The sequence below is a fragment of the Propionivibrio dicarboxylicus genome (assembly GCF_900099695.1).
In the GTDB taxonomy this organism is placed as follows: Bacteria; Pseudomonadota; Gammaproteobacteria; order Burkholderiales; family Rhodocyclaceae; genus Propionivibrio; species Propionivibrio dicarboxylicus.
In genome coordinates this window covers 51,105-77,204 of sequence record NZ_FNCY01000016.1, presented here as the reverse complement: position 1 = coordinate 77,204, position 26,100 = coordinate 51,105, and the positions used below count along the sequence as shown (strand labels likewise).

General features: G+C 64.6%; 21 protein-coding genes. 10 read left to right on the top strand and 11 right to left on the bottom strand.

Annotated features, from left to right (window positions below):
• Positions 1-42: 42 nt before the first annotated feature.
• Positions 43-591 carry an NADPH-dependent FMN reductase gene (locus BLR25_RS16190; protein WP_091938998.1) on the bottom strand — a complete coding sequence of 183 codons (549 nt, stop codon included), beginning with the start codon at positions 589-591 and terminating at the stop codon, positions 43-45.
• 183 nt (positions 592-774) lie between these two features.
• On the opposite strand from BLR25_RS16190, the gene BLR25_RS16185 reads away from it, so the two are divergent.
• The 3 genes from BLR25_RS16185 to BLR25_RS16175 all read left to right on the top strand — a co-directional run bounded on the left by BLR25_RS16185 (position 775) and on the right by BLR25_RS16175 (position 5,329).
• The gene (locus tag BLR25_RS16185; RefSeq protein WP_218122781.1) at positions 775-2,700 is read left to right on the top strand and encodes a sigma 54-interacting transcriptional regulator; all 1,926 of its coding nucleotides are present in this window, start codon (positions 775-777) and stop codon (positions 2,698-2,700) included.
• Between the two features lie 287 nt (positions 2,701-2,987).
• On the top strand, positions 2,988-3,974 hold the full coding sequence (locus BLR25_RS16180; RefSeq protein ID WP_091938993.1) for a zinc-dependent alcohol dehydrogenase: 987 nt from the start codon (positions 2,988-2,990) through the stop codon (positions 3,972-3,974).
• Between the two features lie 86 nt (positions 3,975-4,060).
• Positions 4,061-5,329, top strand: coding sequence for an SLC13 family permease (locus tag BLR25_RS16175; protein ID WP_091938991.1), 1,269 nt, complete (start codon positions 4,061-4,063; stop codon positions 5,327-5,329).
• A gap of 74 nt (positions 5,330-5,403) precedes the next feature.
• Here the strand turns inward: BLR25_RS16175 and BLR25_RS16170 are convergent, their stop codons facing one another.
• Positions 5,404-6,702, bottom strand: coding sequence for an amidohydrolase (locus BLR25_RS16170; RefSeq protein WP_091938989.1), 1,299 nt, complete (start codon positions 6,700-6,702; stop codon positions 5,404-5,406).
• A 241-nt stretch (positions 6,703-6,943) separates the two neighbouring features.
• On the opposite strand from BLR25_RS16170, the gene BLR25_RS22000 reads away from it, so the two are divergent.
• Positions 6,944-7,135, top strand: a complete 192-nt coding sequence (locus BLR25_RS22000) for a 4-oxalocrotonate tautomerase (protein WP_091938987.1) — start codon at positions 6,944-6,946, stop codon at positions 7,133-7,135.
• A gap of 37 nt (positions 7,136-7,172) precedes the next feature.
• On the opposite strand, the gene BLR25_RS16160 is transcribed toward BLR25_RS22000, so the two are convergent.
• Complete coding sequence (locus BLR25_RS16160) at positions 7,173-8,096, bottom strand: 2-hydroxyacid dehydrogenase (protein WP_091938984.1); 924 nt, start codon at positions 8,094-8,096, stop codon at positions 7,173-7,175.
• Positions 8,097-8,343: 247 nt separating this feature from the next.
• On the opposite strand from BLR25_RS16160, the gene BLR25_RS16155 reads away from it, so the two are divergent.
• Positions 8,344-9,513, top strand: a complete 1,170-nt coding sequence (locus BLR25_RS16155) for an adenylate kinase (protein WP_091938982.1) — start codon at positions 8,344-8,346, stop codon at positions 9,511-9,513.
• Complete coding sequence (locus tag BLR25_RS16150; protein WP_091938979.1) at positions 9,510-10,253, top strand: ABC transporter substrate-binding protein; 744 nt, start codon at positions 9,510-9,512, stop codon at positions 10,251-10,253. Before BLR25_RS16155 ends, BLR25_RS16150 begins: the two co-directional genes overlap by 4 nt.
• 38 nt (positions 10,254-10,291) lie before the next feature.
• On the opposite strand, the gene BLR25_RS16145 is transcribed toward BLR25_RS16150, so the two are convergent.
• From BLR25_RS16145 to BLR25_RS16130, 4 genes are all read right to left on the bottom strand, one after another.
• Positions 10,292-11,965 carry a calcium-binding protein gene (locus tag BLR25_RS16145; RefSeq protein ID WP_091938976.1) on the bottom strand — a complete coding sequence of 558 codons (1,674 nt, stop codon included), beginning with the start codon at positions 11,963-11,965 and terminating at the stop codon, positions 10,292-10,294.
• A gap of 194 nt (positions 11,966-12,159) precedes the next feature.
• Positions 12,160-12,696, bottom strand: coding sequence for a DUF5625 family protein (locus tag BLR25_RS16140; RefSeq protein ID WP_245715592.1), 537 nt, complete (start codon positions 12,694-12,696; stop codon positions 12,160-12,162).
• Between the two features lie 222 nt (positions 12,697-12,918).
• The gene (locus BLR25_RS16135; protein ID WP_143009890.1) at positions 12,919-13,482 is read right to left on the bottom strand and encodes a DUF5625 family protein; all 564 of its coding nucleotides are present in this window, start codon (positions 13,480-13,482) and stop codon (positions 12,919-12,921) included.
• Between the two features lie 122 nt (positions 13,483-13,604).
• Positions 13,605-13,976, bottom strand: coding sequence for a hypothetical protein (locus tag BLR25_RS16130; RefSeq protein WP_091938968.1), 372 nt, complete (start codon positions 13,974-13,976; stop codon positions 13,605-13,607).
• 355 nt (positions 13,977-14,331) lie between these two features.
• Here BLR25_RS16130 and BLR25_RS16125 point away from each other — a divergent pair, with 355 nt between their 5' ends.
• A complete protein-coding gene (locus BLR25_RS16125) occupies positions 14,332-15,603 on the top strand; it encodes an O-acetylhomoserine aminocarboxypropyltransferase/cysteine synthase family protein (protein ID WP_091938966.1) in 1,272 nt (423 codons plus the stop codon).
• 81 nt (positions 15,604-15,684) lie between these two features.
• On the opposite strand, the gene rlmD is transcribed toward BLR25_RS16125, so the two are convergent.
• Genes rlmD through BLR25_RS16110 form a run of 3 tightly spaced genes read right to left on the bottom strand, consistent with a single transcriptional unit; the run spans position 15,685 to position 19,161 of the window.
• Positions 15,685-17,064, bottom strand: coding sequence for a 23S rRNA (uracil(1939)-C(5))-methyltransferase RlmD (gene rlmD / locus BLR25_RS16120; RefSeq protein ID WP_091938964.1), 1,380 nt, complete (start codon positions 17,062-17,064; stop codon positions 15,685-15,687).
• Between the two features lie 50 nt (positions 17,065-17,114).
• Positions 17,115-18,491 carry a sensor histidine kinase gene (locus BLR25_RS16115; protein WP_091938962.1) on the bottom strand — a complete coding sequence of 459 codons (1,377 nt, stop codon included), beginning with the start codon at positions 18,489-18,491 and terminating at the stop codon, positions 17,115-17,117.
• Positions 18,484-19,161 carry a response regulator gene (locus BLR25_RS16110; protein WP_091938960.1) on the bottom strand — a complete coding sequence of 226 codons (678 nt, stop codon included), beginning with the start codon at positions 19,159-19,161 and terminating at the stop codon, positions 18,484-18,486. Before BLR25_RS16110 ends, BLR25_RS16115 begins: the two co-directional genes overlap by 8 nt.
• Before the next feature lie 170 nt (positions 19,162-19,331).
• On the opposite strand from BLR25_RS16110, the gene BLR25_RS16105 reads away from it, so the two are divergent.
• Genes BLR25_RS16105 through BLR25_RS16095 form a run of 3 tightly spaced genes read left to right on the top strand, consistent with a single transcriptional unit; the run spans position 19,332 to position 25,209 of the window.
• Positions 19,332-20,501: an efflux RND transporter periplasmic adaptor subunit gene (locus BLR25_RS16105; protein WP_143009889.1), complete on the top strand. Its 1,170-nt coding sequence runs from the start codon at positions 19,332-19,334 to the stop codon at positions 20,499-20,501.
• On the top strand, positions 20,498-23,626 hold the full coding sequence (locus tag BLR25_RS16100; RefSeq protein WP_091938958.1) for an efflux RND transporter permease subunit: 3,129 nt from the start codon (positions 20,498-20,500) through the stop codon (positions 23,624-23,626). Before BLR25_RS16105 ends, BLR25_RS16100 begins: the two co-directional genes overlap by 4 nt.
• 2 nt (positions 23,627-23,628) lie before the next feature.
• Entirely contained in the window at positions 23,629-25,209 is a 1,581-nt protein-coding gene (locus BLR25_RS16095) for an efflux transporter outer membrane subunit (protein ID WP_218122779.1), read from the top strand.
• 64 nt (positions 25,210-25,273) lie between these two features.
• Here BLR25_RS16095 and mnmC2 read toward each other — a convergent pair whose 3' ends face one another.
• The gene (gene mnmC2, locus BLR25_RS16090; RefSeq protein WP_091938956.1) at positions 25,274-25,975 is read right to left on the bottom strand and encodes a tRNA (5-methylaminomethyl-2-thiouridine)(34)-methyltransferase MnmC2; all 702 of its coding nucleotides are present in this window, start codon (positions 25,973-25,975) and stop codon (positions 25,274-25,276) included.
• Positions 25,976-26,100: the final 125 nt, after the last annotated feature.

Here is a 26,100-nt window from a genome sequence, read left to right as displayed (position 1 = left end):
CCGGTAAGACGACGGCACCGGCGGCAAAGGGCCGCCAGCGTCTCAGCGACGCGTCTCGGCGACGCGCGCCACCAGCACCCGCATCTGCTCGGCCACCTGCGCAATGAGCTTGGCATCGGTCACGTTGCCATCGGCATCGAAACCGCCGGCGAAGGCATTGGCGAAGATCTCCGGCTTGTTGAGCGGCCGCAGGTCGAGAAAAACGCAGACCTGGCGCAGGTGGTACTGCGCCCGCGAGGTGCCCATGCCGCCGCCCGCCCCGAGGATCGCCGCCGACTTGCCCGCCAGCAGCGTATTGCCCGGCTCGCGCGAGGCCCAGTCGAGGATGTTCTTGAGCGCCGGCGCCAGCGAGTAGTTGTACTCGGTGCTCGCCAGCACCAGCGCATCGGCGGCGGCGATCTGCCCGAGCACGCGCACGACCGAGGCCGGCTTTTCCGGCAGGTCCGAGTTGTAGAACGGCACGTCGGTCAGGTCGGCGATCTCCAGACTCGCGCCTTCCGGCAGATTGGCCTGCGCCGCCCGCAACAGGCCGCGATTGGTCGAGGTCCGCCGGAGGCTTCCGGCGATGCCCAGCAGTTTCGTCGTCGTCATGCGATCTCTCCATGCAGGAAGGGCAGCGGCACGGCTGCCAGCGTGCGTCCCGGCACGGCGGAACGCTCTCCGATGCGACCGGCCGGCCGCGGCGAAGTTCCGCCCACGCGCGATCCGGGATCGCGCGCGCAGCACTCTGGGCGATAATGCCGCTACGACGAACGATTATGCGGAGACATGCCGGTGGGAAAAATCACTTGTTTCATTCCCTACCCGGAAGTAGGCACCATCATCGAAGAGCTGGTCAGCGAACTCGACGACGAGCGCTGGGAACTCGAGATCATCCAGGCCAACTATGCCAGCCAGATCGCCGCCTGGCGCAATGTCGACACCGACGTGATCATCTCGCGCGGCATCACCGCGATCGCCGCGCGCCAGCGCTACCCCGACATCCCGGTCGTCGACATCCAGGTCACCGGCTACGACCTGATGCGCGCGCTGCGCCAGTCGCAGAAAGCCTTTCCGGACCAGCGCATGGCCATCGTCGGTTCGGCGACAATGATCTACGGCGCCCGCGCCATCGAGGAATTGACGGACCTGCGCTTCGAGGTTGCCGAGGTCATCGACGAAACCGATGCCGTGCCGACGATCGCGCGCCTGCAGGAAAGCGGTGTCGAGGTCATCATCGGCGGCGTCATGCCGACGTTGATCGCCGAGCGCTGCGGCATCGACGCGGTCTTCATCCGCACCGGCCGCGAAGCCATCTACCACGCCTTGCGCGAAGCCGTCCGCGCCGTGCAGATCCGGCGCAAGGAACAGGTGCGCAGCGAACAGTTCCGCACCCTGCTCGACCATTCCGCCGACGGCATCGTTGCGGTGGACGGCGACGGCAGGATCAGCCTCGTCAATGCCGCCGCCATGAAGCACGGACACCTCCAGGCCAACGCCGTCGGCCGCGCCGGCGACGCCCTGCTGCCGCAACTTGGTCTTGCCCGGACGCTCAAGCACGGCAACGCCCGCCTCGGCGAAATCGAGACGGTCGGTAGCCAGGCAATGGCCGTCAACACCATTCCGATCAAGGTCAATCACAAGACCGTCGGCGCCGTCGCCACCTTCCGGCCAATCGCCGACATCCAGGAGCAGGAAGGCCGCCTGCGGCGCAAGATCTACCAGCGCGGCCTCGTCGCCAAGCACCGCTTCGACGACATCGTCGGCGCCAGCCGGGCGATTCGCAAAGCCGTCGAGGCGGCTTCGGAATACAGCGAACTCGATTCCAACGTCCTGATCACCGGCGAGACCGGCACCGGCAAGGAAATCTTCGCGCAGAGCATCCACAACGCCGGCCACCGCCGCCAGGGCCCGTTCGTCGCGATCAATTGCGCCGCCCTGCCGGAGAACCTGCTCGAGAGCGAACTGTTCGGCTACGTCGAAGGCGCTTTTTCAGGCGCCTCGCGCAGCGGCAAGATCGGTCTCTTCGAACTGGCGCATCGCGGCACCATCTTCCTCGACGAGATCTCGGAGATTTCGCCCAAGCTCCAGGGCCACCTGCTGCGCGTGCTCCAGGAGCGTGAAATCATGCGCCTCGGCGATGATCGCGTCATTCCGGTCGATGTGCGCATCATCGCCGCGACCAACCGCGACCTGCTCCGGATGATGCGCCAGGAACGCTTCCGGCAGGATCTCTACTACCGCCTCGACATTCTCCGCCTGACCCTGCCGCCGCTGCGCGAGCGGCGCGAAGACATCCTGCCGCTGATGCGGGAATTCCTCGCCCACTATTGCCAGCAGTTCAAGCGCCCGGCCAAAACGATCGGCGCCGACGGCGAGGCGCGACTGCAACGCCACGACTGGCCAGGCAATGTGCGCGAACTGCGCAATATCGCCGAGCGTCTGGCGGCGCTGCGACACGGCGAACGGATCGGCGCGCGCGAAATCGACGACGTCCTGCAACCGGCGTCGAGTGAGGAGAGCCAGGAGACCACGGAATCGCCGGCGGTACCGCCGCCCGTCGCCGAGACCCTCCAAATCGGCAATCGCTCGCCGAACCGGGCCGCGCTTGCGCGAGCGCTCGAACAATCCGGTTTCCACTACGGCAAGGCGGCGGCCTTGCTCGGCATCAGCCGCACGACCTTGTGGCGGCGCCTGAAGGAAAGCGCCGACGCCCGCTGAACGAAACGCGCGCCACAGGTTGCATGACGTTTCAGTTGAAACACCGATTGAAACATCGTGCAACACAATCGGTTTCAGCCGCCCTCGCCCAAACAGCCCGACACCACGCCCCGAATGCCGTCAAAACCATTGAATCAGCATGGTTTTGGCGCATGGCATTGCGTCGCAGCACGCAGCTGGCACCCTAATTGCGATGACTCATCCTGACGGTCGAAAGGCAAGACCAGCGACCGCAAGTCCGGCAGCGTGCCGGACTATTCCAAAGACATTAGCCAGGAGAGCAAGTCATGAGCGTCACGACACGGGCCGCCTTGTTGAAAGGGCCACGGGATATCGAACTGCAGGAAAAGACCTTGGTGTGCGGCGATAACGAGGTCATCGTCAGGAATCATCTGATCGGCATTTGCGGCTCCGACAAGAGCTTCTATCGCGGCCAGCTGCCGCCGAAAACCGCCGAATTCCGCCAGGACCCGAAATTCCCGTTCTGGCTCGGCCACGAGAGCGGCGGCACGGTCGTCGAGGTCGGCGCCAAAGTCAGCGAATACCAGGTCGGTGACAAGGTCATCGCCTTCGGCTGGTGCAACAACTTCGCCGATTACTTCGTCGCCCAGCCCTTCCAGTTGCAGCCGGCGCCCGCAGGTCTCGACATGGACCTTGTCAGCCTCGGCGAACCGATCGCCTGCGCCATGTACTCGGGCCTGCACTGCGAAGTACAGCTCGGCGATGTCGTCGTCGTCATGGGCGGCGGTTTCGCCGGCCAGATCATCGCCCAGTGCGCCAAAAAGAAAGGCGCGTCGACGGTCATCGTCGCCGACGTACTCGAAGGCAAGCTCGAACTCGCCAAGACGCTCGGCGCCGACATCACCGTCAACCTCAAGAAGGACGACCTCGCGCAGATCGTCAGCCGCCTGACCGCCGGCGTCGGCGCCGACGTCGTCGTCGAAGCGGCCGGCAGCGCCGATTCCTTCAACCTCGCCTCGGAAGTCATCCGGCATAACGGCAAGTTCGTCTTCTACAGCTGGGTGACGCAGCCGGTGACGCTGAACATCAGCCGCTGGCATGACGACGGCCTGCAATTCGTCAACACCTGCCTGGTCCACCACACCTGGCGCGAGCGCTATGTGTGGACGCCGCCGTCGCTGCGTCCGGTCGTCCAGGGCGACGTGACGATCAAGCCGCTGATCACGCACGAGTTCCCGCTCGCCGACATCAAGGAGGCCTTCCACCTCGCCGACACCGACGACGCGGCGATCAAGATCGTGCTGCGGCCGTAGGACGCCGCGCCCATCCGGGCCGCACGACGCCAAGCGCCGGCGGCCCGGCCCGCAATGAGAATCGGCATAACAACAAGGGAGGCACCATGTCACTCGCGGTCATTTCGCTGCTATTTCTCGTCGTCGTCATCGTCATCAGTTGTATCTCGGCGCGCAACATCGGCATCATGGCGCTCGGCATCGCGCTGATCATCGGCCACTACATCGGCGGCATGAAGATCGACGACATCCTCAAGGGATATCCCACCAGCCTGCTCGTCATGCTGCTCGGGACAACCTTCCTCTTCGCCCTGGCCCAAACCAACGGCACGCTCGAAAAGGTCACCAAAGTCGTCATCAAGCTGATTGGCGGCAAGCTCATCCTGCTGCCCATCCTGCTCTTCTTCGTCGCGCTCGCCATCGGCGCCGCCGGCCCCGGCCCGACCGTCACCGCCGCGCTGCTCGCCCCGACCGTCATGCTGCTGGCCAAGGAACTCAAGCTCAACCCGCTGCTGCTCGCAGTCATGGCCGGCAACGGTGGCCATGCCGGCGGCATGTCTCCGATCGCCATCGGCGGCATCATCACGACGGGACTGACGACCAAGCTTGGCATGGTCGACACGGCGATGGTCATCTGGCTCAACAACATCCTCGTGCACCTCGTTGCCGCCGTCATCGCTTTCTTCGTCTTCGGCGGCATGAAGCTGCTCAGGACCGATGCGCAGGGCGATCTCGAAACGCTCAGGAACATCCGCATCGAGCCCTTCAGCCGCGACCAGGTCATCACACTGATCGGGCTGGCTGCCTACATCGTCGGCGTCACTGCCTTCAAGATGGATATCGGTCTCGGCGCCTTCCTGATCGGCATGATCCTCGTCTTTCTCAAGGCCGCCGACGAAGAAAAGTCGATCAAGGCGATGCCGCTCGGCGCCATCATCATGGTCACCGGCGTCACCGTAATGATCACGATCATGACCAAGATGGGCGGCATGGAACTCTTCGCCAGCCTGATCGCCAGGTTCTCGAACGCCTCGACGATCACGCTCGTCACCGGCGTCGTCAACGGCGTCATCTCGGCCTTCGCCAGCACCACCGGCGTCATCCTGCCGACCTTCGTGCCGATGGCGCCAATGCTGCTCAAGGAAGCCGGCGCGTCGGCCGACCAGTTGCTGCCGATCGTCTCGACGATCGTCGCCTGCGGCTTCGTCGTCGACATGAGCCCGCTATCGACGAGCGGCGCGATTTATCTCGCCAACGCCCACGCCTCGGAAGACAAGAACCGGCTGTTCAAGAACCTGCTGATCTGGGGCCTGTCGATCGCCTTCATCGGCGCCGTCATTTCCTGGCTGGCCTTCACCGTGCTGGCCATTCCATAAGCATCGCCGGCACAAAAAAACGGGCCGCCTGTTCAAGGCGGCCCGCTCATTCGTTCTCTTCCGTACACCTTAGGTCACTTGCCTTCGCTCGCCTTCATCGCCTTGAACTTGTCGACGATGCGCTTGGTCAGCGCCGGATCGTTGAGCAGGTCGTGCGCCGTCAGCGCCATCGCCTTGGCCGCCTGCACGGTCGCCGGCCAACCCGCCGACGGCACCGTGTAGTTGAGCATTGCGTCCTCGTGCAGCGCGACCTTCTCCGGCGCCACCTTGAACATGATGTTGACGGTCGGATAGGCATGACCGACATTGCCGAGGTCCGAAGAACCGAGCGGCGCCGGATCGTTGATGACCTCGCCGGCCGGCACGCCGGCCTGGCGGATGTTCTTGCGCACCAGTGCGAGATACTCGGGCACCATCACCGGCGAGAGCAAGGCGGTCCGCGGCGGCGTATATTCCATCGTCGCGCCGGCGGCCATCGCCGCCGCCTTGGCGGCGTTGATCAGCTTGCCATACGCATCGAGCATCGTCGGCGTATCGAGCGCCCGCGCCGCGAACTCGACCTCGGCCAAGGCCGGCACGACGTTCACCGCGTCGCCGCCCTTCTTGATGATGCCGTGGATGCGAACGTCCTGACGCAGGTGCTGGCGCAGGGCGTTGATGCCGTTGAAGGTCTGGATCGCCGCATCGAGGGCATTGATGCCCTGCTCGGGCGCCGCGGCGGCATGCGCCGCCTTGCCCTTGAAGACGAAGGTTGCCCGCTTCATCGCCAGCAGCGGCTTATCGACACTCCAGGTGCTGCCCGGATGGGTGATCAGCACGACGTCGCTGCCGTCGAAATGCTTGCCTTCGAGCAGGGCGATCTTGCCGCCGCCGAGCGAACCGCGTTCTTCGTCGGGCGTGCCGATCACCAGCAAACGGCCCGGCAGATCCTTCATCACCTCGGCCAGACCGGCCACCGCCAGCAGGCCGGAGCCGGAAATCAGGTTGTGGCCGCAGGAATGGCCGTTCGGCAGCGCATCGTATTCGAGCATCACCGTCACCGTCGGCCCCGGTCCCTTGCCCGCGAGTTCGGCGCGGAAGGCCGTGCGGGCGATGCCGCCCTTGACGAGGTCCTCGGGCACCTTGAGGTTGCCCTCGACCTTGAAGCCGAGCTTGCGCAACTCGTCCATCACGAGCTGCGAACTCTTGAACTCCTGCTGCCCCAACTCGCGGAATTCGAAGATCTTCTGCGACACCTCCTTGACGGCCCCCGACTTCGCGTCGATCGCCGCCAGCAGGGCCTGCTCGTCTGCCCAGACCAGTGCCGGAAACACGGCGGCGACGAGCGCCGCGACCCGGACGAGACGCATCCCTTTGAAGCTCACTGCACCCATGATCGTCCTCCCTTGACGAATCGCGAAAATAAGGAGCGCGGCGTCGCACGGCGACGCGCGCCGAAACGCTTCATCCTAGCACTCTTTCATACGCGTCCGTAGTATCTACACAGCATTGGCGGCAAGCCGCCCGAAGGGAAAAACAACACCCGGCGACGCCGCCGGCATCTTGCCGAGGCGGGGGACGCGCGCGTATCCTCGCGCTCTCGTCGGCGTTCGCCGAAACCATGAAAGGAAGACCATGCCTACCCTGCACGTCGAACTCTTTGCCGGACGCTCCAAGGAACAAAAGCGCGAACTCGTCGCCGGACTCACGCGCGAAACCTGCCGCGTGCTCGGCTGCGAGCCGGGCGCCGTCGACATCATCCTGATCGACGTCGAACGCGATCAGTGGGCGACCGGCGGCACGCTCTGGTCGGAAAAGGACAGCTGAGCGGACACCTCAGCGCGGCGCCCGCCTTGGCAAGCGCTCAGTAGCCGCGCTGACGATCGATGCGGCCGGCCGGCGCGGCGCCACCATCGCCGCCGCCGAGACGCGCGGCGATCTGGCGCACGGCCTCCTCGGCGACGGTATCGGCCGCGACGTGCGGCGTCATGATGACGCGGGGATGGCGCCAGAACGGATGCCCGGCCGGCAACGGTTCCTCCGAGAACACGTCGAGCATGGCAAAGCGCAGGCCGCCGTCATCGAGCCGGGCCAACAACGCCGCCTCGTCGATCAGCGAACCGCGGCCGGCATTGATCAGCGCCGCCCCTTCGGGCAGGCAGGCAAGCCGCGCCGCGTCGAGCAAATGACGGGTCGCCGCCGTCGCCGGCAAGACGCAGAACACCACGTCGCTCGATGCCAGCGTCTCGTTCAGGCCGTCGTCGCCGTGCCGGCAGACGACCCCGTCGAGTTCACGCCGACGGCGCGACCAGCCGCCGACCCGGTAGCCCATGCCAACGAGATCGCGGGCGACGCGACCGCCGAGTTCGCCGAGACCGAGAATGCCGACCCGGACGTCGGCGCGCAGCCGCGTCTGCCGCTGCAGCCAGACGCCTTCGGCCTGCTGGCGACGATAGGCATCCATCTCGCGCTGCCAGTGCAGCACGCCGTACAGACAGTACTCTGTCATCTGCGCCGCCATGCCGGCGTCGGTAAGTCGCACGATATCGACCGAAGCCGGCAGATCGTCGCGCGTCAACAAGGCATCGACGCCGGCGCCGAGATTGAAGACGGTGCGCAACTGCCCGAACGGCGCGAAAAAGCCCGGCGGCGGCGCCCAGGCGGCGACATGGGTCACTGCTGCCGGATCGACCGGCGCCGGCCAGGCGGCGACTGACCATTCCGGCAATGCCGCACGTAAGAGACTGGCATAAAGATCGCCCTGATCGGGCGCATAGACATACAGCATAAAGCGGCCTGTTTTCGGTAAAAATCGCGCCAAGCGGCGAAAGAAACGATTATAGCGGCGCCGGAAAACCCCGTCCGGCGCGGCCTGGTTCAAGCAAAGATGACGGATAACCAGCATTGACCCCGGCCGGGAAGACTAGGATACTTCCGTCATGAAGTCATCGTCCCGGCGCCCACAATAAGCGGAAACTCATCGCTGCGTCGCCGGTCAGAGAATCCCACGCCCAACCAACCCAACCCATACCGCCATGCTCAATATCGCTTTGTTCGGACCGCCCGGTGCAGGTAAAGGCACGCAATCGGAATACCTGATCAAGAAGTACAACCTCTTCTACCTGTCCACGGGCGATCTGCTGCGGAAAGAAATCGCCGAGAAGACGCCGCTCGGTCTCGAAGCGCAAAGCATCATCTCGGCGGGTGGACTGGTCTCCGACGAAATCATCGTCCAGATCATCGAAAACACCATTACCGATCACCCGGAAGCGAACGGCTTCCTCTTCGACGGTTTCCCGCGTACCTACGTGCAGGCCTACATTCTCGAAGGCCTGATGCTCAAGCTGAACACTTCGCTGACCTGCCTGATCAGCATCGACCTGCCCGAGGAGGTCTGCGTCCAGCGTCTGCTCAATCGCGGCAAGACCTCGGGACGCAGCGACGACAATGAAACCGTCATTCGCAATCGTCTGCGCGAATACACCGAGAAGACGCTGCCGGTGCTGCAGTTCTACAAGGAAAAGGGCGTCTGCTTCGAAGTCAACGGCCTGGCCGACATCGCCCAGGTAACGCAGCAGATCGATACCATCGTCACCGCCGAGGTCGCCAAGCAGCCGCTCAACATCCTGCTCTTCGGCTATCCCGGATCGGGCCGCGACTCGCAAGGCAAGGCGCTGTCCGAGCGCTTCGGCCTCGAATTCATCTCGACCAACGAAATGCTCGAGACCGAGATCCGCAACGAGACGCCGATCGGCAAGAAGATCGTCCATCTTTATGAAAACGGCCTGCTCGTCTCCGACGACATCGTCGTACAGCTGATCGAGCGCCGCATCAGCGACGCCAAGAATGCCAAGGGCTTCATCTTCAAGGGTTTCCCGCGCACGCTGGTGCAGTCCTACATCCTCGACGGATTGCTGCGCAAGCGCGGCACGACGATCTCGATGGCCTTCGAACTCGAAGTGCCGGTGCTCGACCTGATCAACCGCCTCGACGAGCGCAGCAAGACCGAGCACAGCATGGCCTATGACACCAGCACGGCACGCATCGTCAAGCGCCTCAAGGAGCACGAATCGAAGACGCTGCCGGTCATCGCCCGTTATGCGCAACGTCATGGCGTGACCAAGGTCAACGGCCTCGGCACCTTCGAGGAAATCTTCGAGCGGCTCTCGTCCGAAATCGAGAACGGCATCAAGAACCTGCGATGAGTGTCAGCGACGCGCTGCGGCAGCAGCTGGCCCCGCGCGGCCGGCTGCGCGCCTCGATCAACCTCGGCAACCCGGTGCTGGCCCGGCGCGACGCGCCCGACGCGGCGCCTCACGGGGTCTCGATCGATCTCGCCGGCGCGCTCGCCGAGCGGCTCGGCGTCGGCCTCGATTTCGTCGTCTTCGACTCGGCCAGCCAGTCGGTCGATGCCGTCGCCGACGACCGCGCCGACATCGGCTTCTTCGCCATCGACCCCAAGCGCGGCGAAACGATCGCCTTTACCGACGCCTATCTGCATATCGAAGGCTGGTACGCGGTGCGCCAGGACTCGCCGATCACGGCAAGCACCGAGGTCGACCGGCCCGGCCTGCGTGTCGCTGTCGGCCGCGGCAGCGCCTACGACCTCTTTCTCACGCGCGAGCTTCACCATGCCGAGATCATCCGCGCGCCGAATCCACAGGCGGTGACGCCGCTGTTCGTCGAACAGGGCCTCGACGTCGCCGCCGGCGTCAAGCAGCAACTCGAAATGGACATGCGGCAGATTCCCGGCCTGCGCCTCCTGCCCGAACGCTTCATGGTCATTCGCCAGGCGATGGGCCTCGCCCAAAACCGTGGCCCGGACGCCCGTGCCTTTCTCGCCGCCTTCGTCGAATCGCTCAAGGCCGACGGTTTCGTCGCCGACGCGCTGCGCCGGCACGGCATCGGCGGCGCCACGGTGGCGCCGCCAGCGTGCACCTTCTAGGGGGTCTTCTCAATTCGCCGCATCATTGAGAACACACTCTAGCGTAGCGGCGCCGTCCCACCGCTGATCGCGCCCCACGACGACACGGTCTGCGCCGACCGACCGAACTGCGGATCGGCCAATACCGCCGTCGCGGCAGCGATGTCCATGCCCGACAGCGTCCCACGCAGCGCGTATTGATAGGCGAGATCGCCGCCCAATGCCGTCGTCTTGCCCGTGCCCATACAGGCATCGAACAGCGTATTGGACAACTGCCAGGCGCGCACAGCCGGATCGGCGGCTCGCGCCTGGTCGAAGCGATCGGCCAGGGCATTGAAATCGAAGGTCTCGACCGTGCACGTGCGCAAGTTCTCGGGGACACCCAGTTGATCGTCGACGATCAACTGCAAGGTCTTCAGGCACCGGTTCGCTGGCGACGCATACCAGTCGCGAAAGCTGATGGCATCGTTCTCGCCGACGCCGAGGACCAAGGCGTCGCCGCTCTTGCTGAAGCTCAGCGCGTCGGGCGTCAGTGCGCCGCCGAGCGACAGCACGTTGTGTTCGCCGGCGCTCGCCCGGACCGTATCTTTGCCGTCACCGACATCGAAGGCGAGCACGTTCGTCCCGCTACCCAGCGTCATCGTATCGTTGCCGGCACCGCCAATAATGAGCGTCACGGCATCGTTTCCGGCAAGCGCGTTGTTGCCCGAGGTACCCACCGCCAGACGGTGCCCGCCGCCCTCCAGCGTCTGCGCCCCGCTTGCGGCGAGGGCATAGCGACTCGTCTGCGCGCCATCGGCCGCGGTTGTGGTCAACACCTCGCTCTTCAGCGATCCGTCGGCGCTGAAATTCCGGACGTCGTTCGACTTGCCGCCATCCGCCGCCGTCACTGCCTGTGTCGATTGCTCGACGGCGCCGTCACCGTTGGTATCGCGCTCGGTCAGCAGCGTCAGTCCGTCCGCACTCGTCGTCTTCGTCGACGCGCTGGTCAACATGCCGGCTGCATCGTAGTTTTCGATCGACACCTGCACCCCTTGATCGTCCCGGACGACGAATTCTTCCTGCTCGATCGTGCCGTCGCCATTGCTGTCGCGTTCGGTCAGGATGTTCGTCCCGTCTGCGTTTGTCATCGTCCACGTCTCCCGCGCCAGCGATCCGTCGGCGTTGAGCGTCTGCAGGTCGACGGTCTTGCCGCCGTCGGTATCCTTCACCGTGTGCTCGCGCTGCTCGACAATGCCGTCGCCATTGGTGTCGCGCCGAACATCGACCGTCAGCCCGTCGGCGCTTGTCGTCGTCCAGGTCTCCCGCGCCAGCGATCCGTCGGCGTTGAGCGTCCGCAAGTCGACGGTCTTGCCGCCGTCGGCATCCTTCACCGTGCGCTCGCGCTGCTCGACAATGCCGTCGCCATTGGTGTCGCGCAGGACATCGATGGCCACTCCGTCGGCGCTTGTCGTCGTCCAGGCCTCCCGCGCCAGCGATCCGTCGGCGTTGAGCGTCCGCAAGTCGACGGTCTTGCCGCCGTCGGCATCCTTCACCGTGCGCTCGCGCTGCTCGACAATGCCGTCGCCATTGGTGTCGCGCAGGACAACTGAGGTAGCAAAGCTTTCTATCGCGAGGTATTGCTCGTGCGTAATTGGGACTTGACGCGACGAGTAAACTTTTCCTGCATTTTCACCATCGATCTTGTAAACCCTGCCATCATCGCGATAGACGTATCCAGGAGCGAACGGCATGTTTCCGTGTGACTCATCCGGCGCAAACCCGTAGTCAGACGAAACTCCTTCGGCACTTGTCAACGTGAACCACATGTGCCCAGCGAGAGACTTGCCATCCTCACCGGTTCTTCTGTCCGCTATTGTGAGACCTGCCGGCGCGACATGGACGACCAGATATTCCTGATTTTCTGCAGCCATGATAATTACTCCTTCTATTTTCCGTGGGGATAGGCAATACCGAATTTGAGGCTTTCTGGAATCAATACTGGAATGTCATCGACGGCCTCAACCTCAAGGCGATAAAAACCCGGATCTAGCAAAACGCCATCAACGATACGATCAATACGACCATTCCCCGCACCACTTGCTTTTTGCTCGACAAGCACCACTTCGTCATATATCGGAGACGTTTCATGCCCCCCGATAGAAACGATGCTCACGTGCAAGCGAACGGAAATTCCATTTTTTCCACTTAGCGACCCAGCAAATTCCTCGACTCGCCTGAAATCATCCAAATCGCCATCCTTGAACAAAAATGCCAAATACATCGTCCAGCCTCTCAGCGGCTTGTTCGGATCAACAGGTCGTGGCGCCAAAATCGCATACCACGGGTGCCGTCGTTTCGGGCATTCGAAATCCACCGATAGCTTCGCCCCCGCCTTGCCCATCCCCGGAAACGGCACAAAGAATGGCAATTCCAATGGCTTGTCTGCTGCCCATACTTTCATCCAGGGCAGCACCGCCAACACACTCAAGAACCTTCGTCGACTCGTCATCACCAACCTCCTCGCGTTATCACTGCGTAGAACATCGTTTCACCTCGTTGACTCGAAAACCTCTGTTTAAGAAATTCGCTACTACCGTCAGAACACGCGTCCACATCGTTATTGCCACAGCTATTGCGCACCACTATTGGCGCAAGAACTGTCATCTTCCCAACCACATTCGTCGTCGCGACCTTGTCGACCTATCTATTTCCCGCGTGGATAAGAAATTGCAAACTCGATGTTTTCTAGAACTAGCGCCGGAATATCATCGACACTCTCAACTTCGAGTCGATACTTTCCCGGCAACAACAAAACCCCGTCGACAATGCGATGGATTCGGCCGTTTCCTGCAGCCACGACCACAGGCTCGTTCTCAATGCTTTTTTCATAGACCGGTCGTGCATCGGAAGACTCACGGGCCGTGATTTTTATCTTCAGGCTGACAGGGACACCAATATCCCCGCGAGGAGATCCAGCAATTTTTTTCACCCTTCTTCCATCATCTATATCCCCCGATATGAACAAAAATGCCAAATACATCATCCAATCCTGCCGTGGATCGCCATCGTCCACCGGCTTCGGCGCCAGCAGGGCGTACCAGGGGCGATAGCGTTTCGGGCACACGAAATCCACCGACAGCTTCGCCCCCGCCTTACCCATTCCCGGGAAGGGCACAAAGAACGGCAGTTCCAGCGGCTTGTCTGCCGCCAATACCGTCATCCAGGGAAGCACCCCCAACACACTCAAGAACCTTCGTCGACTCATCATCACCGACCTCCTCGCGTTATCACCTGCGTTGAACATCGTTTCACCCGGCCACCTCGACCGCCCTGCTCGAAACTTCGTCCCTCAGTCGCCAACGTCACCAACACGCCGCGCGTGCCTTCGGCCTAGGTCAGCTTTTCGATACGGGCGACAGCGCCGTGACGGAAGTGAACGCGGAAACGGCAGCGCCCCTCTCCAGGAAACTGCGTGTCGGTTTCGAAGCTCATCCAGATCTGGCTGTTGTCCGGACGCAGCGTTTGCGCCCACAGCACTTTCAAGGGATCGCTATTCGGCGGCCAGATCGCCGTATCGGCCTGGACCTTGTAGCTGAACGCCCCCGCCGCCAGATGGCAGTCGTACGGCGTCATGCCGACGATCACACGGTTGGCGAGAATGGCCTCGCGCACCGCCGGCGTGAAGTTCTCCGGATGCTCGACAAACAGTCGGAGCGCTTCGTCTCGGCGTCTCAGGATTGCGGCTCGCTGCTCGTCATTCATGAAGCGTCTCCGTCCGGTCAATCATCCCTGCGCTACCGCCGGACGCGTTACGACAAGCGCTTGCGGGCGGGCGCCCGGCATCCGTGCGGACGGTTTCGTCGCTCCTCGACGAGGCGCGACAAAATCCGGACCAGTGTATTGGCGCCAAAAATCCCGCGCAATGTCAGATCTGACAGGTGACAATCGCTTTTTTTTGTGAACGGGACCGGCGCCGAAGGTCATGCCGCCCCCGCCGGCATGCGCGCTTTTTGGTGCCTTGTCGCCGTTATGCATAAGCACATAACGAAACGATATTTCCGTCTCCGTGTCCGACGTTTTAAAGTAACGTCATTTCCCCCTTTCAGGAGCCCGTCGCATGAAAATCGAAACGCTCGCCGTCCACGCCGGCTACGATCCCGATCCGACCACCAAGGCGGTGGCCGTGCCGATCTACCAGACCACGTCGTATGCTTTCGACAACACCCAGCACGGTGCCGACCTGTTCGACCTCAAGGTCGCCGGCAACATCTATACCCGCATCATGAACCCGACGCAGGACGTGCTCGAGAAGCGCGTCGCCGCGCTCGAAGGCGGTATCGCCGGTCTGGCGCTGGCCTCCGGCGCCGCCGCGATCACCTATGCGATCCAGACGATCACCGAAGCCGGCGACAACATCGTCTCGTCAGCGACGCTCTACGGCGGCACCTACAACCTCTTCGCCCACACGCTGCCGCAATTCGGCATCCAGGTGCGCTTCGCCGACTACCGCGACCCGGCCTCGTTCGAGAAGCTTATCGACGACCGCACCAAGGCGATTTATGCCGAAACCATCGGCAACCCGCTCGGCAACATCACCGACATCGAAGCGCTCGCCACCATCGCCCACAAGCACGGCCTGCCGCTGATCGTCGACAACACCGTGCCCTCGCCCTACCTGCTGCGCCCGATCGAGTTCGGCGCCGACATCGTCGTGCATTCGCTGACCAAGTACCTCGGCGGCCACGGCAACTCGCTCGGCGGCATCATCGTCGATAGCGGCAAGTTTCCCTGGGCCGAGCACAAGGCGCGCTTCAAGCGCCTCAACGAACCCGATCCGTCCTACCACGGCGTCGTCTATACCGAAGCGCTCGGTGCCGCCGCCTTCATCGGCCGCGCCCGCGTCGTGCCGCTGCGCAACACCGGCGCGGCGATCAGCCCGTTCAATGCTTTCCTCATCTTGCAGGGAATCGAAACGCTGGCGCTGCGGCTCGACCGCATCACCGAGAACACCCAGAAGATCGCCGAATACCTCGACGCGCATCCGAAGGTGAAGTGGGTCAATTACGCCGGCCTGCCGGGCCACAAGGATCACGCGCTGGCGCAGAAGTATATGGGCGGCCGCCCGTCGGGCATCCTGACCTTCGGCGTCCAGGGCGGCATCGAGGGCGGTTCACGCTTCCAGGACGCGCTCAATCTCTTCACCCGCCTCGTCAATATCGGCGATGCCAAATCGCTGGCCTGCCATCCGGCCTCGACCACCCACCGCCAGTTGTCGCCGAAGGAACTGGAAGCCGCCGGCGTCACGCTCGACACCGTGCGTCTCTCAATCGGCATCGAGCATATCGACGACCTGATCGCCGACCTCGAACAGGCGCTCGCCGCGGTTTAGGACAAAGAAATACGGCCGCACCGGGATGCCGGGGCGGCCGTCGGGATTTCACGCGACACCGGCTCAGGCCGGTGTCTTGCATTAAGCGCCTTTTTCCTCGGTGCTGACTTCGCCCGCCAACAGGGCCGCGGCATCGGCGGCGGCGATCGCCGCGGCCGCTGCCGGATCGAATTCGAACAGCGCGATCGATTCGACGTGCGAGGTGTTCGGGAACATGTTGATGACGCCGGCCCCACGCAGCCGGTAACCCTTCTGCGTGACGAGGACGGCGGCATCGCGCGCCAGCGTCGCCGGGTTGCAGGAGACATAGACAATGCGGCGCGGCGCGTCGGCGCCGATCGCCTTGACGAGTTCGACGGCGCCTTCGCGCGGCGGGTCGATCAGCATCTTGTCGAAATGCCCAAGCGCCGCCAGCGATTCGGGCGTCGCCTCGAAAAGGTTCGAGACGCCGTACTCGACGCGATCGGCCAGGCCGTTGGCGGCGGCATTTTCGCCGGCACGGCGGACGAGTTCGGGACTGCCTTCAATGCCGACGACGGTGGCGCCGGAACGCGCGATCGGCAGCGTGAAATTGCCGAGGCCGCAGAACATGTCGGCGATGCGCTCGCCACGCTGCGGATCGAGCAGCGCCAAGGCGCGGCGGACGAGGACGCGGTTGATGGCGTGATTGACCTGGGTGAATTCGGTCGGCGAGAAGAAGTGCTCGACGTCGAAGTCCGGCAGGCTGTACGAGAGCGCCGGCCCGTCGAGCGGATAGAAACGGTAGGCCGTCGCCGGTCCCTTCGGCTGCAGGTAGAAGACGACGTCATGACGATCGGCAAAGGCGCGCAGCAGGTCTTCGTCGGCCGGCGTCAGCGGTTCGAGGATGCGCAGCACGAGCGCGGTGACGCGATCGCCGATGGCCAGCTCGATCTGCGGCATCGCCGCGGAAATCGACAGGCCGCCAACCAGTTCGCGCAGCGGCATCAGCAGGGCGGAAACATGCGGCGGCAGATTCAGGCACACCTGCATGTCAGCGACATAGCTGCTCTTGCGCTCGTGAAAACCGACGAGCATGCCGCCTTTCTTCGGCACCAGCCGCGCCGACAGGCGGGCGCGGAAACGATAGCCCCAGAACGGGCCGTAGATCGGCGCGTAGAACTGCTCGGCGACGAGGCGGCCGAGATGCCAGAGGTTGGTTTCGAGCACGCGCTGCTTGGCCGCGACCTGCGCCTGCGACGAAAGATGCTGCATGCTGCAACCGCCGCAGACGCCGAAGTGCGGGCACTTCGGCTCGATCCGGTCGGCCGAGGCCTTGATCACGCGCAGCACCTGGGCGTTTTCGTAGGTCGGCTTCTTGCGATAGCTGGCGAACTCGACGGTTTCACCCGGCAAGGCGCCGTCGACAAAGATGGTCTTGCCCTCGAGCCGCGTGATTCCGCGCCCTTCATGGTCCAGCGATTCGATGATTCCGGTCGGCATGCCGCTACTTTCCCGCAAAAAAGGGGGACATTTTAGCCGCGGCGGGCCAATCAGGAAAACTGAACTTCGAGACGGGCGCCCTGACCGGCCGGATTGTCGAGCACGCGCAGCACGGCGCCATGGCGGGCGGCGATCTCCTTGGCGATGGCCAGGCCCAGCCCGCAACCGTCGCCGGCAGCGCCCGGCCGGCGATAGAAGCGCTCGAAGACGAGGGCGCGGTCCTCGGGCGGAATGCCGGGACCGTCGTCATCGACGTAGAGCGTCAGCGGCGAAAGCGTGAGGCCCAGGGTCACCTGTCCGTTCTCGCGTCCGTAGCGGATGGCATTGTCGACGAGGTTGGCGATCATCTCGCGCAGCAGGTAGGCCTCGCCGACGAGTTCGCCGCCGGCATCCGGACCTTCGTAACCGAGGTCGATGCCGCGCGCAATGGCGGCGTCGGCCGAGCGTTCGAGTTCTTCGCGTGCCAGCTCGGCGAGATCGACCTTGCCCATTTCCAGCGTCTTCTCGGCCGAGCGGTCGGAACGCGCCAGCGTCAGCAACTGGTGCACCATGTGCCGCGACCGCGTGATTGCCTTGAGCACATGCGCGAGCGCCTCGTTGGTGCGCACCGGATCGGACTCGCGCAGGGCGCGCTCGGCCTGCACCTGCAAGGTCGCCAACGGCGTGCGCAACTGGTGCGCGGCATTGGCGACGAAACGGCGCTGCGTCAGCTGCGCGTCGGCGACCTTGCCGATCAGCTGGTTGGTCGCATCGAGCAAGGGCCGCAATTCGTTCGGCAGATAGGTCAGATCGTCAATCGGTTCGAGTCGCTCCGGCTCGTAGTTCGACAGCCGCAGGGCAATATCCTCGACCGCCCGCAGGCTGGAGGTCACGGCGAACCACACCAGCAGGCAGGTGACCACCAGAATCACTGCCTGCATCGGCAGGAAGATCAGCAGGATGTCGCTGAGCAGGGAATCGCGCTTGACGCGCGTCTCGGCCACCTGGATGGTGACCTCGTCATCGGGGGCGGCGCCTTCCTTGAGCCGCAGCGCGACGACGCGCGCCTGCTTGCCATTGACCTGGGTGTCGTAGAAACGCGGCTTGCCCGGCGTCAACGTGCCGGCAAGCTTGGGAAAGCGCGCATTGCTGAAGAGCATCCCGCCCTTCTGCGACGAGACTTCGCCGAAGACGCGGTCGACGCGGTCCCACTCGAACATCTCGACGGACGAGCGCGGCAGATCGAGCACCGACTTGCCGTCGCGCACCTTGACCTGCTCGGCCAGCGTCATCGCCGAATCGTAGAGCCAGTGATCGTAGACCACCGTGCCGATATGACGCGCCAATGCCAGCGCCGCGACCGTGCTGAGCACGAGGACGATGAAGAGCGTGCCCCAGAGCCTGACCAGCAGGCGCTGTCGCAGGCTGTAGCCGGAATCCCTAGGCATCGTGTTGCAGCTCCAGTCGGTAGCCGAGCCCGCGCAGCACGCGCACGCCGACGCCGGCCCCGGCGTCGTCGAGTTTGCGCCGCAGGCGGCTGACAAAGACTTCGATCGCCGAGGGATTGGCTTCCTGATCCCAGGAATACAAGGACTCGACCATCGTCTGTTTGCTGACGACGCGCCCCGGCCGCGCCAGCAGCAGTTCGAGCACGGCCACCTCGCGCGCCGTCAGGTCGAGCTCGCGCCCCTTGACCGAGGCGATGCGCGAACCGGGATCGAATTCGACTTCGCCGAAAACGCGCAGGTTCTGATCGACATGGCTGCGCCGCAGCAAGGCGCGCAACCGGGCCTCCAGTTCGCCGAACTCGAAGGGTTTGGTCAGATAATCGTCGCCGCCGGCATCGAGCCCGGCGATCCGGTCCTTGAGGTCGTCGCGCGCGGTGAGAATCAGTACCGGCGCCGTCACGCCATTGGCGCGCAGGCGCCGCAGCACCGAGATGCCGTCTTCGTCGGGCAGGCCCAGATCGAGGATGATCAGGCGGTACGTCGTCGTCAGGCAGGCGGTGATCGCATCGTTCCCGAAATGCACCGCATCGGCCGCATAGTTCGACTGCGCCAGCGCGTTGACGAGGCCGTTGGCGAGCTCCAAATCATCTTCGACGAGCAGGAGTCTCATGATGCGTCACGAAAGAAAGGTTCAGGCAAGGTTGGATTCATAGAATACTTTCCGGTTCCGAATTATCCCGTATTTTTCCGATCATGAAGCGATGCGGGGCGCGCCGAGAGTCGATCACCTGGAAGTGACCGCGTCCGCCCCTGACAATTTTCGAGCACTCCCGGAGACGTATGAACAAGAAACTGGTATGGGCCGCGCTGCTCATCGTGGCCATATCGGGCGGTTTCGCCTGGTTTGCCTGGTCGCACAGCAGCATCCCGCAAACCCAGGCGGACGCTGCGCCGCCGGCCATTTCCCGGGTCGGCGCCGACGAGTTGCATTTCCCGCCCGATGCGCCGCAGCTGACGATGATCCGGGCCAAGACCTTCCCGCGCGTGCAGATTCCGTCGACCGACGCGCTCAGCGCCCGGCTGACCTACGACGAGGACGCCACGGCGCGCATCGGCGTCGGCTTCTCCGGCCGCATCGTCACGCTCAAGGCCGCCGTCGGCGACGTGGTCCATGCCGGACAGGTGCTCGCCGAAATCGATTCGCCGGATTTCGGCACCGCCTACGCCGACCTCAACAAGGCCCGTGCCGACGAGGAGCGCAAGCGCCTCGCCTTCGAACGCGCCAAGGAACTCGGCCCGGGCGAAGCCATCTCGGTCAGGGACTGGGAAGCCGCCGGCGCCGATTATGAGCAGGCCCGCGCCGAAACGGCCCGCGCCGAAAAGCGCATCAAGAACATGAACCCGTTCAACCTGACGATCTCCGGCCAGCGCGTGCTGCTGACCAGCCCGATCGCCGGCGTCGTCACCGAGCGGAATGCCAACCCGGCACTCGAAGTCAATCCGGCGCTGCCCGCCCCGCTCTTCGTCGTCACCGACCCGAAGCGCCTGTGGCTGATGATCGACCTGCCCGAGCGCCTGATCGCCCAGGTCAAGCCCGGCAGCGACGTCAGCCTCGAAAGCGACGCCTATCCGGAAGAGCGCTTCTCGGCCCGCATCGTCCAGCTCGGCCAGATCGTCGACCCGAACACCCGCCGCGTCACCGTGCGCGCCACGCTGAACAATCCCAAGCGCCAGTTGCTGCCGGAAATGTTCGTGCGCGCCTACGTCGTCCAGGACAAGGGCATGGGCATCTGCGTGCCCAACAGCGCCGTCATCAACCAGGGCATCTACGCCTATATCTATGTCGAGAAGAACCCGGGCGAATTCCAGCGCAAGAAGGTCTCGCTGCAAACGCGCGGCGGTGAAATCAGCTGTGCGAGCGAGGGCGTTGGCGGCGACGAACGCGTCGTCGTCACCGGCGCACTGCTCCTCGACGCTGAACTGACCGCACGTATTGGCGACAAACCGTGATCGATAGAGTCATTGCATTCGCGCAAAAGCAGCGCGTTTTCGTCCTGGTGCTCGTCGCCGCCTTGGTCGGCTTCGGCATCTATGCCTTGTCCAACCTGCCGATCGAGGCCTTCCCCGACGTCCAGGACGTGCAGGTGCGCGTCATCTCGCAGCTGCCCGGACAGGCGCCGCAGGACATGGAACGGACGGTGACGCTGCCGATCGAGCGCGAAGTCTCGGGTATCCCGCGCCTGATCAACGTCCGTTCGGTGACGATGAGCGGCCTGTCGATCGTCACGCTGACCTTTGCCGACGGCACCGACGACTACTTCGCCCGGCAGCAGGTCACCGAGCGCCTCAACACCATCGCCCTGCCGACCGGCGTGCAGCCGCAGCTGGCACCGCTATCGACGGCGGTCGGCGAGGTCTATCGCTACACAATCGAAGCCCAGGGACTCTCCGACCGCGAAATCCGCACGCTGCAGGACTGGACCGTGCGTCCCTTCCTGCGCATGACGCCGGGGGTTGCCGACGTGGTCAGCTTCGGCGGCGCGATCCGCGAATACCAGATCGAAGTCGACCTGATGGCGCTGCGCAAGTACCAGGTCACGCTCGACCAGCTCAACCAGGCGGTCGGCTTCGGCAACGGCGCTGCCGGCGGCGGTCTCCTGCGCCACGGCGACGCCTCGCTGGTCGTTCGTTCCGACGGCCTCTTCTCGAGCCTCGCCGACATCCGCAACGTCGTCATCGCCTCGCGCCAGGGCCGCCCGATCACCGTCGGCGACGTCGCCGAGGTACGCGAAGGCGAACGTCCGCGCTACGGTATCGCCGCATCCGACGACCGCACCAGCATCATCGAGGGCATCGTCTCGATGACCAAGGGCGGCAACCCGGCCAAGATCAACGCCGAGCTCAAGCAGCGCATCGAACTGCTCCAGGCCAAGCTGCCCAAGGGCGTGCGCATCGCCCCGATCTACGACCGCACCGAACTCGTCCGGCATACCGTCGCGACGGTCGCCGAGAACCTCGTTGTCGGCGCCCTGCTCGTCGTCGCCGTGCTCGTCATCTTCCTGTCGAGCTGGCGCGCCGCGCTGATCGTCGCCACCGTCATCCCGCTCTCGCTGCTCTTCGCCTTCATCCTGATGAACGCGCGCGGCGTCTCGGCCAACCTGATCTCGCTCGGCGCCGTCGACTTCGGCATCATCATCGACAGCGCCGTCGTCATCGTCGAGACGCTGATGGTGCGGCTGGCGCTCAAGCCCTCGACCGACGCCGAATCGAACATGGCCCGCCACCAGCGCCAGGGCATCCTGCAGAAATCGATTTCTGACATGGCGCACCCGGTGCTGTTCTCCAAGGCCATCATCATCCTGGCTTTCGTACCGATCTTCACCTTCCAGCGCGTCGAAGGAAAGATCTTCACGCCGGTATCGCTGACGCTCAGCTTCGCGCTGCTCGGCGCCGTGCTGCTGACCTTCACGCTGCTGCCAACGCTGCTGTCCTACACGCTCGACACGCGCACGCTGGCGGAAAAGCACAAGCCCTGGCTGGACCGGTTGCAACAGCGTTACCGCCATGCCGTCGATTTCCTCATGCGTCGCGCCAAGCTCGCGTCCGCCCTCTCGGTCATCCCGGTTGTCATCGCCCTCGGCCTCGCGCCGAAGCTCGGCAGCGAATTCCTGCCCAAGCTCGACGAAGGCAACATCTGGCTGACCGTGACGCTGCCGACCTCGGCGGCACTCGAAACGACCAAGGGCGTCGAACACCTGGTCCGCGCCAAGATCCGCGAATACCCGGAAGTCGCCCACGTCATCACGCAGGTCGGCCGGCCCGACGACGGTTCCGACCCGAAAGGCCCGAACAACCTCGAACTGCTCGTCGACCTCAAGCCGCGCGGCGAATGGCGTTTCGACAACAAGGAACAGCTGGTTGCCGACATGACCGAGAAGCTGTCGGTCATCCCCGGCGTCTCGACCAACTTCTCGCAGGTCATCCAGGATAACGTCGAAGAAGCGCTGTCGGGCTTCCGCGGCGAGATCGTCGCCAAGATCATCGGACCGAACCTCGACATCCTCGACGACAAGGGCGAGGAAGTCGCCTCGGTGATCCGCGGCATCCGCGGCGCCACCGACGTCGCCGCCACGCGCATCGGCGGCCAGACCGAAGTCGTCATCACGCCGAACCGCGCCCGCCTGGCCCGCTACGGCCTCGCCATCAACGACGTCAGCACGCTAATCAACCAGGCGATGTCGGGCATGGCCGTCACCGCCTTCTATGACAGCGACAAGCGTTTCGACGTCGTCGTCCGCGTCGGCCAGAAGTACCGCAACGCCGTCGATGCCATCCGCAACCTGCAGATCGCGCTGCCCAACACGCAGGTCGGCAACGGCCCCGGCACCATTTCGCTCGGTGAAATCGCTTCCGTCGACGTCCGTCTCGGCGCCTCGCGCATCTTCCGCGAAGCCGGCTCGCGCATGGTCATCGTCAAAATGAACCTGCTCGGCCGCGACCAGGGCACTTTCGTCGCCGAAGCGCAGAAGACCGTCGCCAAGCAGGTCAGCCTGCCGCCCGGCTACCAGCTGACCTGGGGCGGACAGTTCGAGAACTCGCAGCGCGCCACCAAGCGCCTGATGGTCATCGTCCCGCTCACCGCGCTGCTGATCTTCTCGCTGCTGTTCTGGGCTTTCCGCTCGGTGCGGCTGGCGACGCTGGTCATCGGCATGGTGCCCTTCACGCTGATCGGCGGCCTCGCCGCGCTCGGGCTCGCCGGACTGCACCTGTCGATCTCGGCGGCGGTCGGCTTCATCGCCGTCGCCGGCATCTCGGTCCAGAACGGCGTCATCATGGTCGAGGAAGTCGTCAAGCGCGTCCAGGAAGGCGCCGAAGCCAGCGTCGCGATCCTCGAAGGCGCCGCCATCCGGCTGCGCCCGATCCTGATGACGGCATTGATGGCCGGCCTCGGCCTGCTGCCGGCGGCACTCTCGCACGGCATCGGCAGCGAGACGCAACGGCCGTTCGCCTGCGTCATCGTCGGCGGCATCGTCAGCGGCACGATCTTCACGCTGATGATCCTGCCGGTCGTCGCCTACCTGTTCGGCGGCTTCGACCGCAACATCGACGCCGATTCGGCCAACGAGACCATGTGATCATGAAGACCGGAACCCAGCCCACGCACATGTCCGTCCCGACCATTTCCGCCGGGCGCGCAGGCCTCACCGCGGCACTCTTCGCCGCACTGCTCGGCGGCTGCGCCGTCGGCCCCGACTACCAACGGCCGACGCTGCCCGCGGCCAAAGCCTACGCGACGCAGGCGCTGCCGGAGACGACAAGCGGCAGCGAAGCCCAGCGTTTCGTCGCCGGCAAGGCCATCCAGGCCGACTGGTGGACGCTGTTCGAATCGCCGCAACTGACGGCGCTGATCGAGAAAGCCTTCGCTGCCAACCCGACGATCGAAGCGGCGCAGGCCGCCCTGCGCGCCGCGCAATACACCGTCCAGGCGCAGCGCGGCTACTTCTTCCCGACCATTCAGGCGAGCTATTCGCCGAGCCGCACCAAGATCGCCGGCAACGTCGGCGGCAACTCGCCCGGCGTCCAGGGCAACGGCTCGGTTATCTCGACGACGCAAAACACGCCGGCCAGCCAGGGCGGCACGGCACCGTTCAACCAGCCGGTCGTCTACAACTTCCACACGGCGCAGTTCAGCGTCGGCTATACGCCCGACATTTTCGGCCTCAACCGCCGCCTCGTCGAAGCCTTCGAGGCGCAGACCCGCATCCAGGCGCTCCAGCTCGAAGCCGCCTACGTCACGCTGGCCTCGAACGTCGTCGCCGCCGCCGTGCAGGAAGCGCTGCTGCGCCGCCAGCTCGAACTCGTCGAGGCGATCGTCGCCGACAACGTCCGCGCCGTCGAGCTCGTCGGCCGCCAGTTCAAGAACGGCTACGCCTCGCAGCTCGACCTGTCGCTGCAGGAAAACGCGCTGGCGCAGGCACGCCAGCTGTTGCCGCCCTTGCAGAAGCAGCTCGAACAGACGCGCCACCTGCTCGCTTCGCTGATCGGCGGCACGCCGGACCAGGCGATGAGCGAAACCTTCACGCTCGATTCGCTGAAGCTGCCGCGCGAACTGCCGCTCAGCCTGCCGTCCGACATCATCGACCAGCGTCCCGACGTGCGCGCTGCCGAGGAACAGCTGCACATCGTCACGGCGCAACTCGGCGCGGCGATCGCCAACCGGCTGCCGCAATTCACCATCGACGCCACCTGGGGCGGCGCCGCCAGCCAATTCACCCAGATGTTCTGGAGTTCGGGCAAGTTCTTCAACATCGCCGGCACGCTGGCGCAGACGATCTTCGACGGCGGCACGCTGAAATACCGGCAACGGGCGATGGAAGAAACGGTCAAGCAGACGACGGCGCAGTACCAATCGACCGTCCTCAATGCCTACCAAAACGTTGCCGACGCGGTCTATGCGGTGCATTCCGACGCCGCCGCGCTGAGCGCCGCCAGCGACGCCGAACGCACGGCGAAGACCTCGCTCGGACTGCTGCGCAAGCAGTTCCAGCGCGGCTATATCGACCGGCTCGCGCTGATTGCCGCCGAACAGAACTATCGCCAGTCGGCGCTGGCGCTGGCGCAGGCCCAGGCGACCCGCCTTGGCGACACGGCGCTGCTCTTCCAGGCGCTCGGCGGCGGTTGGTGGAACAAGCCGGCGCAGGACGCCAAAGCAAACTGAAGGCGACGGCTTAGAGCCTGTTTCGGTTGGGCTCGCGGCCCACGATCCCCACCAAAACAGGCTCTTAAGCGAGCGCGCCGACCAGCATCTGGCGTTTGCCGGCGAAGCCCGGCCGCTTCTCGACCGCAAAGCCGGCCGACTGCACGGCGCGGCGCACGCTGCCGGCGACCGACCAGGTCGCCAGCGTCGCCCCCGGCGCGCCCAGCCGGGACAACTCGGCACACACCTCCGGCGACCACATGTCGGGATTTTTGGCCGGTGAAAAACCATCGAGATAGAAGGCGTCGGCCGCGGCCGTCACGCCGGGCGCCATCGTCCGCACATCGCCGAAGACCAGTACAAGACGGAGACGCCCGCCGGCCAACCGCAGTGGGTGCTCACCCGGCGTCAGCGCCGGCCAGGCAGCGCGCAGATCGGCCGCCAGATCGGCGAATTCCGGCCAGGCCGCCTGTGCCAGGCCAAGGTCCTCGGCGCGGAAAGGATGCTTTTCAAACGCCACGTAGTCGAGGACATCGCACGCCTCGACATCGTCACGCCAGGCCTGCCAGGTCGCCAGGAAATTGAGGCCGAGGCCAAAGCCCGTCTCGACGATGCCGAAACGCGCGCGTCCGCGCCAGCGTGCCGGCAGGCCGTTGCCGCCGAGAAAGACATGGCGCGCCTGCGCCGGACCGCCGGCGGTCGAATGATAGACGTCGCCATAAGCCGCCGAAACCGGCGTGCCATCCGGCCCGAAGGCCAGCGGCGCGACATCGAGCCTGTCTGTCATCGCCGACCCGCCAGGACAACGGAAATCCCGTTCATGCGTTTAATCCTGTTCATGCCTTCAATCCTCTTTCCCGACCCGGCCGGGCCCGATCCGACCCCGGCGATTATACCGGCCCGCACGCATGC